This window comes from Martinezella dioscoreae (assembly GCF_009176305.1).
Classification (GTDB): Bacteria; Pseudomonadota; Alphaproteobacteria; order Rhizobiales; family Rhizobiaceae; genus Rhizobium; species Rhizobium dioscoreae.
On the sequence record NZ_BLAJ01000007.1, the window covers coordinates 146,563 to 160,991 of the forward strand.

General features: G+C 60.1%; 11 protein-coding genes and 1 pseudogene. 2 read left to right on the forward strand and 10 right to left on the reverse strand.

The window, feature by feature from the left end; all coding sequences use genetic code 11:
- Positions 1-76 precede the first annotated feature (76 nt).
- Together pyc and GDN47_RS24620 are read right to left on the reverse strand one after the other, a co-directional pair.
- The gene (gene pyc, locus GDN47_RS24615) at positions 77-3,538 is read right to left on the reverse strand and encodes a pyruvate carboxylase (protein ID WP_113501596.1); all 3,462 of its coding nucleotides are present in this window, start codon (positions 3,536-3,538) and stop codon (positions 77-79) included.
- A 116-nt stretch (positions 3,539-3,654) separates the two neighbouring features.
- Positions 3,655-4,395, reverse strand: a complete 741-nt coding sequence (locus GDN47_RS24620; RefSeq protein ID WP_113389770.1) for a helix-turn-helix transcriptional regulator — start codon at positions 4,393-4,395, stop codon at positions 3,655-3,657.
- 377 nt (positions 4,396-4,772) lie between these two features.
- Here GDN47_RS24620 and GDN47_RS24625 point away from each other — a divergent pair, with 377 nt between their 5' ends.
- Together GDN47_RS24625 and GDN47_RS24630 are read left to right on the forward strand one after the other, a co-directional pair.
- Positions 4,773-6,542 (forward strand): glucan ABC transporter ATP-binding protein/ permease, encoded by a 1,770-nt coding sequence (locus tag GDN47_RS24625; protein ID WP_113352737.1) that lies wholly within the window; start codon positions 4,773-4,775, stop codon positions 6,540-6,542.
- A 287-nt stretch (positions 6,543-6,829) separates the two neighbouring features.
- Positions 6,830-7,906: a nucleotidyltransferase family protein gene (locus tag GDN47_RS24630; protein WP_113389768.1), complete on the forward strand. Its 1,077-nt coding sequence runs from the start codon at positions 6,830-6,832 to the stop codon at positions 7,904-7,906.
- Between the two features lie 129 nt (positions 7,907-8,035).
- Here GDN47_RS24630 and GDN47_RS24635 read toward each other — a convergent pair whose 3' ends face one another.
- The 8 genes and pseudogenes from GDN47_RS24635 to GDN47_RS24665 all read right to left on the reverse strand — a co-directional run bounded on the left by GDN47_RS24635 (position 8,036) and on the right by GDN47_RS24665 (position 14,412).
- Entirely contained in the window at positions 8,036-9,232 is a 1,197-nt protein-coding gene (locus GDN47_RS24635) for an OpgC family protein (RefSeq protein WP_233790107.1), read from the reverse strand.
- A gap of 108 nt (positions 9,233-9,340) precedes the next feature.
- A pseudogene (locus tag GDN47_RS24640) lies at positions 9,341-9,949 on the reverse strand (GH36-type glycosyl hydrolase domain-containing protein); the annotation flags it as partial.
- Positions 9,950-10,176: 227 nt separating this feature from the next.
- Positions 10,177-10,335 carry a hypothetical protein gene (locus tag GDN47_RS32125; RefSeq protein ID WP_173002559.1) on the reverse strand — a complete coding sequence of 53 codons (159 nt, stop codon included), beginning with the start codon at positions 10,333-10,335 and terminating at the stop codon, positions 10,177-10,179.
- 162 nt (positions 10,336-10,497) lie between these two features.
- A complete protein-coding gene (locus GDN47_RS24645) occupies positions 10,498-10,686 on the reverse strand; it encodes a hypothetical protein (protein WP_112724137.1) in 189 nt (62 codons plus the stop codon).
- A 159-nt stretch (positions 10,687-10,845) separates the two neighbouring features.
- A complete protein-coding gene (locus tag GDN47_RS24650) occupies positions 10,846-11,595 on the reverse strand; it encodes an ABC transporter ATP-binding protein (RefSeq protein WP_152094444.1) in 750 nt (249 codons plus the stop codon).
- Entirely contained in the window at positions 11,592-12,425 is an 834-nt protein-coding gene (locus tag GDN47_RS24655; protein ID WP_152094445.1) for an ABC transporter ATP-binding protein, read from the reverse strand. Before GDN47_RS24655 ends, GDN47_RS24650 begins: the two co-directional genes overlap by 4 nt.
- Complete coding sequence (locus GDN47_RS24660; RefSeq protein ID WP_069611510.1) at positions 12,422-13,348, reverse strand: ABC transporter permease; 927 nt, start codon at positions 13,346-13,348, stop codon at positions 12,422-12,424. The genes GDN47_RS24655 and GDN47_RS24660 overlap by 4 nt, the downstream gene beginning before the upstream one ends.
- On the reverse strand, positions 13,345-14,412 hold the full coding sequence (locus tag GDN47_RS24665; RefSeq protein ID WP_113352743.1) for an ABC transporter permease: 1,068 nt from the start codon (positions 14,410-14,412) through the stop codon (positions 13,345-13,347). Before GDN47_RS24665 ends, GDN47_RS24660 begins: the two co-directional genes overlap by 4 nt.
- Positions 14,413-14,429 lie beyond the last annotated feature (17 nt).

A 14,429-nucleotide genomic window follows, 5' to 3' on the forward strand; every position in this document is an offset into this window, starting at 1 on the left:
GGATACCCGCGACCAAAGCTCCCGTCTGCAATAGGCGGCCAGATTCGGCCGCCTTCATATCTCAGCGAAGCTTGGATTATGCGCCGTAGACGACGAGCAGATCCTTGGCGTCGATCTGGTCGCCGGCGCGCACCAGCACCTCGGAGATCGTGCCATCCTTTTCGGCGTGCAGCGCCGTCTCCATCTTCATGGCCTCGATGGAAACAAGCACGTCGCCGGCCTTGATCGCCTGGCCGGGCGAGACGAAGACCGTGGAGATGACGCCCGGCATCGGCGCGCCGACATGGGCGGCATTGCCGGTTTCCGCCTTGCGGCGCACGGCACTGCCGGAAGCCCCATGGGCGCGATCCGGCACCTTGATGCGGCGCGGCTGGCCATTGAGCTCGAAGAATACCGTCACCATGCCTTTCTCGTCGGTCGCCGTCATCGCCTGGTTAACGATGACGAGCGTCTTGCCCTTCTCGATCTCGGCAAAGAGCTCATCACCTTCCTTGAGACCATAGAAGTAGGCCGGCGTCGGCAGCACCGAGACCGGGCCGTAGGTGTCGGCGGCCAGCGCGTAATCGGTGAAGACCTTCGGATACATCAGGTAGGAGGCGAATTCGAAATCGTCGACCTTGCGCTCCAGCTTGGTCTCGATGACCTTCCGCTCCGCATCGAGATCGGCCTCGGCAAGCAGGGAACCGGGGCGGACGGTATAGGGTTTGTCGCCCTTCAGCGCCTTCTTCTGCAGCGCTTGCGGCCATCCGGACGGCGGCTGGCCGAGATCGCCCTTCAGCATGGAGACGACCGAATCCGGGAAGGCGATATCCTTGGCCGGGTTTTCAACATCGGTGACCGTCAGGTCCTGGCTGACCATCATCAGCGCCATGTCGCCGACCACCTTGGACGACGGCGTTACCTTGACAATATCGCCGAACATCTGGTTCGCATCGGCATAGGCCTGCGCCACCTGGTGCCAGCGGGTCTCAAGCCCGAGCGAGCGGGCCTGCTCCTTGAGGTTGGTGAATTGGCCGCCGGGCATTTCGTGCAGATAGACTTCCGAGGCCGGTCCCTTGAGATCGCTTTCGAAGGCGGCGTACTGATGGCGCACGGCTTCCCAGTAGAAGGAGATGCGGCGGATCCATTCGGGGTCGAGGCCCGGATCACGCTCGGAGCCCTTGAGGGCTTCGACGATCGAGCCGAGGCAAGGCTGCGAGGTATTGCCCGACAGCGCATCCATCGCGGCATCCACGGCATCGACGCCGGCATCGACGGCGGCAAGCACGGTCGCAGCGGCAATGCCCGAGGTATCATGCGTATGGAAGTGGATCGGCAGACCGGTCGCCTCGCGCAGCGCCTTGAACAGCACCTTGGCCGCGGCCGGCTTCAGCAAGCCCGCCATATCCTTCAGCGCGATGATATGAGCGCCGGCCTTTTCCAGCTCGACGGCGAGATCGGTATAATATTTCAGGTCGTACTTCGGCCGCGCCGAATTGAGGATGTCGCCCGTGTAGCAGATCGCCGCTTCGCAGAGCTTGTTCTCCTCGGCAACCGCATCCATCGACACGCGCATGTTCTCGACCCAGTTCAAGCAGTCGAAGACGCGGAAGAGATCGACGCCGCCCTTGGCCGCCTGACGGACGAAGTATTTCACGACATTGTCGGGATAATTGGTATAGCCGACGCCGTTGGCGCCGCGCAGCAGCATTTGCAGCAGCAGGTTCGGTGCGCCCTCGCGGATCAGCGCCAGACGCTCCCATGGATCTTCCGTCAGGAAGCGCATGGAGACGTCGAAGGTGGCGCCGCCCCAGCATTCCAATGACAGAAGCTGCGGCAGGGCGCGCGCATAGGTGCCGGCGATGCTGGCGATGTCATAGGTGCGCATGCGTGTCGCAAGCAGCGACTGATGGCCGTCGCGCATCGTCGTGTCTGTCATCAGCACGCGCTTCTCGTTGCGCATCCACTCGGCGAATTTCTGCGGGCCGAGCTTGTCGAGCAACTGCTTGGTGCCGTCGGGGATATTGCTGTCTATATAGGGCAACACTGGCTGCGCCACCTTGGGCGAAGGTACTGGACGGCCGCGCGTTTCCGGATGGCCGTTGACCGTGACATCGGCGAGATAGGTCAGAAGCTTCGTGGCGCGGTCCTGGCGCTTGACCTGCTGGAACAGTTCCGGCGTCGAATCGATGAAGCGCGTCGTGTAGCTGTTGTCGCGGAATTTCTCGTGCGTGATGATCGCTTCGAGGAAGGTGAGATTCGTCGCGACACCGCGGATGCGGAATTCGCGCAGCGCACGGTACATGCGGGCGATCGCCTCTTGCGGGTTCGGCGCCCAGGCCGTCACCTTCACCAGCAGCGGGTCATAATAACGGGTGATGATCGCGCCGGTATAGGAGGTGCCGCCGTCGAGACGGATGCCGAAGCCGGACGCAGAACGATAGGCGGTGATGCGGCCATAATCCGGAATGAAATTGTGCTCCGGATCTTCCGTCGTCACGCGGCACTGCAGCGCATGGCCGTTGAGTCGAATGTCTTCCTGCTTCGGAACGCCCGATTCCGGCGTGCCGATGGCAAAGCCGTCGAGAATATGAATCTGCGCCTTGACGATATCGATGCCGGTGACGACTTCGGTCACCGTATGCTCGACCTGAATGCGCGGATTGACTTCGATGAAGTAGAATTTGCCGGTATCGGCATCCATTAGATATTCGACGGTGCCGGCACCGACATAATTCGTCGCCTTGGCGATCTTCAGCGAATAGGCGGCCAGTTCCTGACGCTGCGCATCGGAAAGATAGGGGGCCGGTGCACGCTCGACGACCTTCTGGTTGCGGCGCTGAACCGAACAGTCACGCTCGAACAGATGCACGACATTGCCATGCGTGTCGCCGAGAATCTGGCTTTCGACATGGCGGGCACGCTCGACGAGCTTTTCGAGATAGACCTCGTCCTTGCCGAAGGCGGCCTTCGCCTCGCGCTTGGCTTCCGTCACTTCCTTGGCAAGGTCGGCCTCGGAGCGGATGACGCGCATGCCGCGGCCGCCGCCGCCCCAGGAGGCCTTGAGCATGACCGGATAGCCGATCTCGGCCGCCATCTTGGCGACTTCCTTCATATCGTCAGGCAAGGGATCGGTTGCCGGCACGACAGGCACGCCGACCGAGATCGCAAGATTGCGGGCGGCCACCTTGTTGCCGAGCTGGCGCATCGTATCGGCGCGCGGGCCGATGAAGATGATGCCGGCGGCATCGCATGCATCGACGAATTCCGGGCTTTCCGACAGCAGGCCGTAACCTGGATGGATGGCATCGGCGCCGGAAAGCTTGGCAACGCGGATGATCTCGTCGATCGACAGATAGCTCTCGATCGGCCCGAGATCGCGGGCAAGATGCGGACCGCGGCCGACCTGATAGCTCTCGTCGGCCTTGAAGCGATGCAGCGCGAGTTTGTCTTCCTCGGCCCAGATGGCCACCGTTTTTATGCCAAGCTCGTTGGCGGCGCGGAATACGCGGATGGCGATTTCGGAACGGTTGGCAACCAGGATCTTGGATATGGGCAATGCTGTCTCCTCACGGCATCGAAACGGGCAATGCTGCACCCGCGAAGAGAATTCTTAACTTCTTGTCACAGGAAGTTCAATTTCTCCTGCGACATCCGACATCAAAATAGTTGCCGTTACGGAATAAGTCCGTTTCTGAAAGCGATGGCAACAATGTGCTGCCGATTTCTGGCCTTCAGCTTGTCCTGGATACTGTTCATGTACCAGTCGACGGTATGATTGGAGATCGTCAGCAGCCGGCTGATCTCGATCGACGTCATGCCGTCGGCCAGATGGTTGAGCACCTCCATCTCGCGTTTGGTCAGTTTCAGATCGGCTTTCTCCTGTTCCTCGAGCAATTGCGCTTCGTCGCGCAGCTCTAGCAGCCGCCAGAAGGCCTTTCTGGCCACGGCATCGAAGAGCGAAAGCTCGGTCGGGGAAAGATCCACCGCCTCACCGCCGATCGTCATGCTGCCGAGCAGACCGCTTCGTCCGTGAATCGGAAAAATATAGCCGTCGATAAGCCCGTTGGCACGAGCATCCGCCATCATCTGCTCCATCCGGCGCCGGAGCGGGTCCGATTTGTGCGCAGCCACGGCATCCCTCCAGCGGAAGGGGCGCTGTGCCCTGGTGGCATAGCGCGCCACCGGATCGACGAGCATGTATCTCTTGCGGACATAGGTCAGCGGCCATTGATCGGGCCAGCGGCCTGCCAGCATGAAGTTGGCGATATCGACATTCGGCCTCGTCTGCCGCAGCAGACCGTAGAAATCGAATTTGTAGGAACGGAGCACAAGCTCAAGCTCGGCCACGACATCCTTTGTACGCTCGCATTCTTCGATAACCACAAGCAATTCTATTAGCGAATGGATATTCACATTTACCCCTCGGCCTCGCAGCCTGAATTATTGGCGGACGAGCATTGCCACCTTGCTCGCCTGGCCCCATAGCGCGCTTAATCGGCGGCAACATACTCAGGCCGGCGCGAAATTGAACGCCTTTGGCGATTTTTTTACCATTCAACCGTGAATGGCCGCGCTCGGCGTGACTTAATAGTAACGGATGATGTCGCGGCAGGGTCGTCCCCAAATTGTCACATTTCTGCGGCGGCCGATAGCACCTCGCTGCGACAGCACGCGTCAGGCGGGAAATTCCCTTGAAAAAACAGCTTCAGATTCCGTTAATCGCCGGTTCAGGTACCGATCTGTAGTGTCGCAGCATTCCGAGTTTTGCTGATGCAAAGAGGGTGCCTGACGTGTCACTGTTCAAAGTCTATGCAAGAGCCCTGAAGTATCTTGGCGCGTATCGCTACCGCGTTTGGATGGTGGTGGTCGCAAACATCGCGCTTGCGATGACCACCATCTATGAACCGGTCCTGTTCGGCCGTATCTTCGACGCCATTGCCAAGAAAGAAGCCGTCACGCCGACGATGATGCTGTGGGCGGGCTTCGCCGTCTTCAGTGCTGTCGCCTTCATCGTTGTGTCCCGCGAGGCCGACCGCCTTGCGCATGGCCGCCGCGCCTCCCTGCTCACCGAAGCATTCGGCCGCATCATCTCGATGCCGCTGTCCTGGCATAGCCAGCGCGGCACCGCAAGCGCGCTGAACACGCTGCTTCGCGCCTGCGAAGCGCTGTTCGGCCTGTGGCTGGAATTCATGCGCAACCACCTCACGACCGCCGTCGCGCTCGTCATCATGATCCCGACCGCCATGGCCATGGACCTGCGACTGTCCGCGGTCCTCGTCCTGCTCGGCGTCTTCTACTGGATCATCGGCCGTCTGGTCATGAACCGCACAAAGGATGGCCAGAGCTCGGTCGAGAGCCATTACAACACCGTCTTCTCGCATGTGAGCGACTCGATCAGCAACGTTTCGGTGCTGCACAGCTATAACCGCATCGAAGCCGAAACCAAGGCACTGAAGTCCTTCACCGAGCGCCTGCTGCAGGCTCAGTATCCGGTGCTCGACTGGTGGGCTCTTGCCGGCGCGCTGAATCGCACGGCCTCGACTGTCGCCATGATGGCGATCTTGATGATCGGCACCATTCTGGTCCAGGACGGCAGCCTGAGCCTTGGCGCGCTCATCACCTTCATCGCCTTTGCCAACGTGCTGATCGGCCGCCTGGAGCAGCTGCGCAACTTCGCCAACCAGATTTTCGAAGCTCGCGCCAAGCTTGAAGACTTCTACACGCTGGAAGATTCGGTTCGCGACCGCGAAGAGCCGGCCGGCCTTGCCGAAATCAAGGACGTCAAGGGCGAAGTGGAGTTCCGCGACGTATCCTTCGGCTTCGCCAACTCGTCGCAGGGCCTGCACGACATCTCCTTCAAGGTGAAGGCTGGCCAGACCGTCGCCATCGTCGGCCCGACGGGCGCCGGCAAGACGACGCTCGTCAACCTGCTGCAGCGTGTCTTCGATCCGCAGAAGGGCCAGATCCTCGTCGACGGTCACGACATCACCAAGGTGACCCGCAAGTCGCTGCGCCGCTTCATCGCCACCGTCTTCCAGGATGCCGGCCTGCTGAACCGCTCGATCAGCGACAACATCCGCCTCGGCCGTGAAGGTGCGACGCAGGAGGAAATGATCCGCGCAGCCCAGGCCGCCGCCGCCAACGACTTCATTGAAACCCGCGAAGGCGGCTACGATACCCGCGTCGGCGAGCGTGGCAACAAGCTCTCGGGTGGCGAACGCCAGCGTATCGCGATCGCCCGCGCCATCCTCAAGGATGCGCCGATCCTGGTGCTCGACGAAGCGACCAGTGCGCTCGACGTCGAAACCGAAAACCGGGTCAAGACGGCGATCGACAACTTGCGCCAGAACCGCACGACCTTCATCATCGCGCATCGCCTGTCGACGGTCCGCGAGGCGGATATGGTCCTCTTCCTGGACAACGGCCGCATCATCGAGAATGGCAGCTTCAACGAGCTCAGCCAGAGCAACGGCCGCTTCGCCGCCTTGCTGCGCGCCAGCGGTATCCTGACGGACGAGGAAGTCCGCAAGGCACACACAACGGAAAGCGAAGCCGCCTGATCTTCGCAAGGGGCCCAAGATCAAAGCCGGGAGAGCGATGCTCTCCCGGCTTTTTTGCTGTTGAGGCTGTGGGCGAACGATATTTGTGAAACAAGCGCCAACCGGAGTTCTGCTCTGGTTATAATGTTTTCGCGAAGAAATTATAATTGATGCAATCGTTGACGCCGGCAAAATGAGTTATAATCTTTCTACGGAAACATTATAACTATGTCGTCGCAAAATCGCGTTCAAGGAAATGATTACCAGCTGACGACCGCGCGGACGCAACGCTTCAGAGGAATATATCGATGAAAGAAATCGATATTGTATACCGAACAATGTTCGCGGAACTCGCACAGCGCGCACTCGATGGCCAGTTCCATGCGGACTTCCCTCTGGAGGGGCGTTTCGTCACGGTTCCCGTCAAGGGCCGCGACTACTGGTATTTCGATCTCCCTACACCAAACGGCGACAAGCGACGCTATGTCGGCCCGCACAGCGACGAAGAAATCACGGCGCGGGTGAACGCCCACAAGCAGATCAAGGACAACATCAAGGAACGCCGGCGCATGGTCAGCTCCTTGCGTCGCGCTGGTCTTCCCGGTCCAGACCCATTCGCTGGAGACATCACGAAGGCCCTTGCGGACGCCGGATTGTTCCGACTGCGGGCCGTCCTGATCGGATCTGTGGCATTCGGTACCTATGCGGGCCTTCTTGGTGTTCGGCTGCCCTCGTCGGCAATGCAGACAAGTGATGCCGATTTCGCGCAGGATTTTGCAATCTCGGCAGAAGTTGGGGATAGTCTGCCACCCGTGCTGGAAGTCCTCCAGTCGGTTGATCCCAGCTTCCGAGCGATCCCGCACCAATCGGATCAGGCAAAGGTCGTCGCTTTCGTGAACGCAAAGGGCTATCGAGTAGAGTTTCTCACGAGCAACCGGGGATCTGACGAGTATTCCGGCAAACCATCGCCCATGCCCGCCCTCGGAGGCGCGTCGGCGGAAAGCCTACGATTCTTGGACTACCTGATCTACGAACCTGTCCGCACCGTGCTTCTTCATCGTGAAGGTGTAAGCGTGTTAGTTCCGGTTCCCGAGCGGTTTGCCGTCCACAAACTCATCGTAGCATCGAGACGGCTCACAGACGCGTTGGGACGCACCAAGGCAGACAAGGATCGATCTCAGGCCTCCCTGCTTTTCGAGGCCCTCGTGGAGACACGCCAAGGCGACGTCTTAGCCGATGCCTACGAAGAGGCGTGCGCGAGAGGGCCATCGTGGCAGGAAGCGATCGCCAGCAGCCTTACAAGGTTGCCTGATAGCGGAAGAAGGGCCCTTGCGAAGGCTCTCGGGGTACAGGTTGAAGATCTGGGCGATCATGTCCCGTTCTGATTTAGACGCGCTTGGGAGCTAGCTGCGCATAACACTAAGGTAAATTTTGACGGTAGGGCCTGCTTTTCTCGGCAATCGCACGAAGATCGATGCACCGAACAGCACAGGCACGCAGCGCGGCAGCAACCTTCAGTGAGGCTTTCCGAAATGCGCAGGCATTGCAGTCGGTGCGGCAGGCTTCTTCGCCGCGCGCTGGCCGGCAAGCTGAAGCCGCTTGTGCTCGAGATGATAGGCATAGAGGAACTGGGCAGCGATGCCGAAGACGACATAGATGGCGCCGACGACGGGGCTCTTGTTGGTCACGTAGAGAAGGACCTGACCAGCCATGGCGAGGATGGTGCCGGCAACGAAGATGTTCAGCGAATGCCGCCCGAGGATCGTCAGCGGGTGATTGGCCGAGCGGCGCAGGAACGCCGAAATGGCGGGGATGCTGACGATCAGATAGGCAAGCGCCAGAACATGCAGCAGCCGCGGCAGCGACAGGAAAGTCTTGTCGAAGCCGGTGACGACGGTCGGCAGACCGAGCATGGCGAGGTAGTCGCCGAGTATCCACAGCTTGTCGGTCACCCAGATGAAAGACACGAGCACATAGGCGCAGGCCAGCCCGATCAGAACCGGATGGGCAGGGATGTGCCCGCCGCGCTTGACATGCATGCTGGCGACGAAGCCGATGACGAAAAGCAGCTGCCAGGATAGCGGATTGAGGAACCAGAAGCCCTCAAGCAATGTCGTATGCGGCGCGATGTAATAGATGCCGGACACCAGCCAGACGCCAACCGAAATTGCGAGCAGAAGTAGGGGGCTTCTTGCTTCCAGCAGCATGATCAGCGGCAGCATCAGGAACAAGGCACCGTACATGGGTAGAATGTTGTTGTAGCCGATCTGGTGCCCGAGCGTCAGCAGCGCGGGAATGCCGCGCGCCGGGTCCATCAGCAGGGCAAGGATATTCACTTCGCAGAGCAAGCCCTTCTGGTGGAAAAGCCACGCGCCAGAAATGAAGAGCACCAGCGTCACGAAGGTCGTGATCATATGCGCGGTATAAAGCGTGAAGGCACGTTTGATCGCCTTCCATGCCATGTTCAGCCGATTGCCCGGAAGAAATCTCGTTCCATAGGCAAGGCCGACCGATATGCCGGAGATCAGCACAAAGGCTTCGGCACCATCGGAGAAGCCGAAATTCTTCGAAGTGAAATCCTCGAAGATCTGCCCCGGCACATGGTTGATGAAAATCATGATCAGAGCCAGGGCTCTGAGAACATCCAGTCGGGTATCCCTCTGGGAGACCGGCTTCGGCAAACTCACTCGTTGTGCCGACACCGAGCTCATATTCGCCCTCGAATTCATAAAACTCTCCTGTTCCGACACTCAAATGCAATCGGGGCCAAAGAGTTCCCCCTTTGGCCCCGATCGTCGAAGCGAAACAGTGCAGAAACGCTACTGTCCGACCGGATAGCCCTCTTCGGGATGGGCGACCGCCCTGTCATTGATAGTGACCGAGTATCCCGCCACATCGGGCGCTTTTGAGACGGAAATACGGTAATTTCCGCCCGGCAGCTCGATATCCGCCGTAAAGCCATCCCAGTTCGAGGGCAATGCCGGTTTGACGAAAAGTCGTCCGTTTTTCACGCGGATACCGAGAATGCCTTCGACAGCGACGCGATACAGCCAGCCGGCGGAGCCCGTGTACCAGGTCCAGCCGCCACGGCCCGTCAATTGTCCTTCGCCGTAGATATCAGCAGCAACCACATAGGGCTCTACACGATAGGTATCGGCCTGATCACGATCGCGTGCATGGTTGATCGGGTTCAGCATATCGAAGCAATGCCAGGCATCGTCACCGCGATCCATCTCGGCCAGCGCCATGACGACCCAGGTGGCCGCATGGGTATACTGGCCGCCATTCTCGCCCACACCAGGCGGATAGGACTTGATGTAACCCGGATCACGCGCCGACTTGGCAAAGGGCGGCGTGAACAGCCGGATGATGCGGTTTTCGTCATCCACCAGCTGGTCGAGCACGGCATTCATCGCCTTCTCGCCGCGCCATATTTTGAGATAAAGTTTACTGTTCCACACGGCACATTCCATCGGCCGAGCAAATTTTCCTTGCCCGGCGAAACTCTGCCGATGAAACGAGATCGGAAGCTGCACAAGGAGAAAAACGACCAGTCGTGATTGACCGGACCCGCAAACTTCCCGATTTTCAAGAGATGGGCCGCATCGGCCCCACATCAGCGGCGGAACAAAGCCGCCACCGGCCAAACGTCGCCTTAGACGACAAGCCCACAAACAATGGCCGCGACAAACAGGAATGCAGCCGAAAACAGGACGACATGAATCGCTGTTTGAATCTTCTGCCGCGTCTTGGCGGCGCGCTTGGAACCATCGAACTGATTCACATGCGCATTCGAAATACCCAAATTCGCCATGTGTTGCCTCCGTTCGTTTCTTATATGTCTCTCAGGCCAAGCCCGGGACGGATATTCATACATTTCCTATCAATTAGGTAGAGATGAATTTCCGTCCAGAACGCGAGCCGAGAAAAATTAAACCATCTGAAGTCGAGGACCCGAAAGATCGGCAATGCCAATTCAGCAAAGAATGCGGCGGGCCCAAATCAAGCTGCGCTCGATGGCGCTGGTATCGGCCGTCTGCTCTTCGGCAGGTCCGGCCTGGCGGCGGCAGTTTTCGTCAGAAAGAGTAGCGGACCGTGCACCTTCCCGTTTCGCCGGAACCGGCGGATGAAGATAGCCCATGGTCATGCCACCCATGAAAAACATGCCTGCCTCCACTTAACGTCTGGCCCCTTGTCGGGATCACGAAAGTTAACTGCCATTAACGAGATCATGACAGAATTGCGGCAGGTGTCAATAGTCTATACGATTGGTCGTGTTTACGCGCCCAGTTCGTTAACGCGCCGGTGAGGCACAAGCCGCCGCTCAGGCGCGGACGAACCCCTTGCTGGCGACCATCAGATTGCGCGTGTAATCTTCCTTCACATCGCCGACAGCCAGTTCCTTCGCGGTCAGCCTCTCGACGACCGCGCCGTTGCGCATGACGGCCAGACGCTCGCACATATGGGTGATGACGCCGAGATCGTGGCTGACCATAACGAAGGTCAGATGGCGATCCCTGCGAACCTGCTCAAGTAGGTTGAGCACTTCGGCCTGCACCGAGGCATCGAGCGCCGAAGTCGGCTCGTCGAGCAACAGGATCGACGGCTCCACGATCAGCGCGCGCGCAATGGCGACGCGCTGGCGCTGGCCGCCGGAGAGCTGGTGCGGATAGCGGAAGCGGAAGCCCTTTCCGAGGCCGACTTCATCCAGCGCCCTGGCGATCCGGGTCTCCGTGTCGCCGATCCCATGAATCGACAAAGGCTCAAGCAGCAACCGGTCGATCGTCTGGCGCGGATGCAGGGAACCGTAGGGATCCTGAAACACCATCTGTACCTGGCGATAGAAGGTCTTGCTGCGCCGGGCGCCCTTCAGCTGTTCGCCGCCGACGTGGATCTTGCCGTCGGTGACGGGCGCAAGGCCCGCAACGGCGCGCAGCAGCGTCGATTTGCCGGAGCCAGACTCGCCGACCAGACCGAAGGATTCGCCCTTGTTCACGTCGATGCCGACGGCGTCGAGCGCATAATAGCCATCATAGACCACACTGAGGCCATCAACTGCGAGTGCTGTCGTCATGCCGCCCACTCCGGCTTGCGGTCGAGCACCGGCAGCGGATGCCTGTTTTCGCCAATGACCGGCATGCAGTTCAGCAGGCCGCGCGTATAGGGATGCTGGGCATTGTTCAATTCGGCAGCTTTGAGTTCTTCCACCACCTTACCCGCATACATGACGATTACGCGATCGCAGAAGGACGACACCAGCCGCAGGTCGTGCGAGACGAAAATCAGCCCCATGCCACGCTCGGAGACGAGCTTGTCCATGATTTTGAGGACATCGAGCTGAACGGTGACGTCGAGCGCCGAAGTCGGCTCGTCGGCAATCAGCAGCTCCGGCCCGGCGATCAGCATCATGGCGATCATGACGCGCTGGCCCATGCCGCCCGAAACCTCGTGCGGATGCAGGTCGTAGACACGGGCGGGATCGCGGATCTGCACCGCTTCCAGCATGGCAAGGGCGCGATCGCGAGCCTCGGCCTTGCTCACCTTCTCATGGGTGCGCAGCGTCTCGGTGATCTGCTTGCCGATGGTCATGACAGGATCGAGCGAGTATTTCGGATCCTGGAGCACCATGGCGATGCGCTTGCCGCGCAATGAGCGCCGCTCTTTGGCCGAGATCGACAGCAAGTCAATGCCGCTGAAATCGAGCTTGTCGGCTGTGACGATGCCGTGCGGCGGCGTCAGTCCCATGATGGCGCGGCCGGTCTGCGATTTGCCGGAACCGCTCTCGCCGACGATGCCAAGCCGCTCGCGACCCAGCGTGAAAGAGACGCCGCGCACGGCGTCGATGACGCCGGTACGGGTCGGATAGCGAACCTTAAGGTTTTCCACGGTCAGAAGTGCCGTCATTGCCCGCTCTCCTTCGGATCGAGCGCATCGCGCAGGCCGTCGCCGAGCAGGTTGAAGCCGAGGCTGACGATGAGGATCGCGATGCCGGGCATGGCCGCCACCCACCATTGATCGAGATAGTATTTGAAGCCGCTCGCGATCATGACGCCCCATTCCGGCAGCGGCGGCTGCGCGCCGAGCCCCAGGAAGCCGAGACCGGCGGCCGTCAGGATCACGCCGGCCATGTCGAGCGTCACACGGACGATCACCGAGGAGATGCAGAGCGGCATGACATGGCGGAAGATGATGCGCAGCGGCGAGGCACCCATGAGCTGCACGGCGGCGATATAGTCCGAACGCCGCACCGTCATTGTTTCAGCGCGCGCCAGCCGCGCATAGGGCGGCCAGGAGGTGATAGCAATCGCGATGACGGCATTTTCGATGCCTGCGCCGAGGGCGCCGGCGAAGGCAAGGGCCAGCACAAGCTTCGGAAAGGCAAGGAAGATATCGGTGATGCGCATCAGGATCACATCGACCCAGCCGCCCAGATAGCCCGACACCATGCCGATGATCAGCCCGATCGGCGCCGAGATGATCGCGACCAGAATGACGATGTAGAGTGTCCAGCGCGAACCGTAGATGAGGCGCGAAAGGATATCGCGGCCGAGATCGTCGGTGCCGAGAAGATAGCCCGGCGTGCCCGGTGGTTTCAGATAGGCATTCGTCAAGTCGCCGATGACGGGCGAATGCGGAGCGATGACATCGGCGAGCGCCGCCACGAGCACGAGCGCGATGATGATCGCGAGCCCGATGACGGCCAGGCGATTGGCGGAAAACTGCCGCCAGGTGACGTAGGCACGTCCCAATCTCGCCTGCCGGCGCGACTGCGGCCGGTCGGAGAGCAGCCAGTCCCTCAAGCTGGGTTGAGTGGTCTCGACAGTCATTTACGTCGGGTCCTTGGGTCGAGCGTCCGATACAGAAGATCGGAAATCAGATTGATGCCGATGAACACCGTGCCGACGACGATGGTGCCGCCGAGAACGGCATTCATGTCGGCATTGCGCAGCGAACTGGTGATATAGAAGCCGATGCCCGGCCAGGAGAAGACGATCTCGGTCAGCACGGATCCCTCGAGCAGCCCGGCATAGGAAAGCGCGATCACCGTGATCAGCGGCACGGCGGCACTGCGCAGGGCATGCCCCCAGATCACCCGCGTCTCGGAAAGGCCCTTGGCGCGGGCCGCAACGATATATTCCTGGCCTAGTTCGTTCAGCATGAAGCTGCGGGTCATGCGGCTGATATAGGCAAGCGAGAAATAGCCGAGCAGCGACGCCGGAAGGATGATGTGGCGGAACACGTCCCAGAAGACGTCCCATTGCCCCTGCATAGCGCTGTCTAGCAGGAAGAACCCGGTGACCGGCGTGAAAGTATATTCATAGGCGATGTCGATGCGGCCGGGATAGGCGACCCAGTTCAGCTTCGCATAGAAGATGACGAGCGAAACCATGGCCAGCCAGAAGACCGGCACGGAATAGCCGACGAGGCCAATCACGCGGACGATCTGGTCTATGATGCTGTTGCGGCGCACCGCGGCGAGCACACCGAATGGAACCCCGAAGATGGCGCCAATGATCGTGCCGACCGTCGCGAGCTCCATTGTCGCTGGGAAGACGCGCCTGATGTCATCCATGACCGGATTCGTCGTCAGAACCGACGTGCCGAAATCGCCGCTCAGAGCGCTCACGAGATAATAATAGAACTGCAGATAAAGCGGCTCGTCGAGATGCATCTCGCGCCGCAGACGTTCCAATATCTGCTGCGGCGCGTGATCGCCGGCGATCGCCAGCGCCGGATCGATCGGTATGACGCGCCCGATGAAGAAGGTGACGGCCAGAAGGCCGAGATAGGTGGTGACGGCCACGACGAGGAATCGCAGCAGCCCCATGAAAAAGGGAGCGGCACGGCCCTTTTTGGGCCGCACCTGCATTTTCCGTTCGACAGTACTCAAAGACCTAGTCCTGCCGG

Excerpts from the sequence above, each read along its gene's own strand:
- GDN47_RS24630 (WP_113389768.1), top strand. The coding sequence starts at position 6,830 with ATGAAAGAAATCGATATTGTATACCGAACAATGTTCGCGGAACTCGCA.
- GDN47_RS24635 (WP_233790107.1), bottom strand. The coding sequence starts at position 9,232 with ATGAGCTCGGTGTCGGCACAACGAGTGAGTTTGCCGAAGCCGGTCTCC.
- GDN47_RS24655 (WP_152094445.1), bottom strand. The coding sequence starts at position 12,425 with ATGACGGCACTTCTGACCGTGGAAAACCTTAAGGTTCGCTATCCGACC.
- GDN47_RS32125 (WP_173002559.1), bottom strand. The coding sequence starts at position 10,335 with ATGGCGAATTTGGGTATTTCGAATGCGCATGTGAATCAGTTCGATGGT.
- GDN47_RS24650 (WP_152094444.1), bottom strand. The coding sequence starts at position 11,595 with ATGACGACAGCACTCGCAGTTGATGGCCTCAGTGTGGTCTATGATGGC.
- GDN47_RS24660 (WP_069611510.1), bottom strand. The coding sequence starts at position 13,348 with ATGACTGTCGAGACCACTCAACCCAGCTTGAGGGACTGGCTGCTCTCC.
- GDN47_RS24645 (WP_112724137.1), bottom strand. The coding sequence starts at position 10,686 with ATGTTTTTCATGGGTGGCATGACCATGGGCTATCTTCATCCGCCGGTT.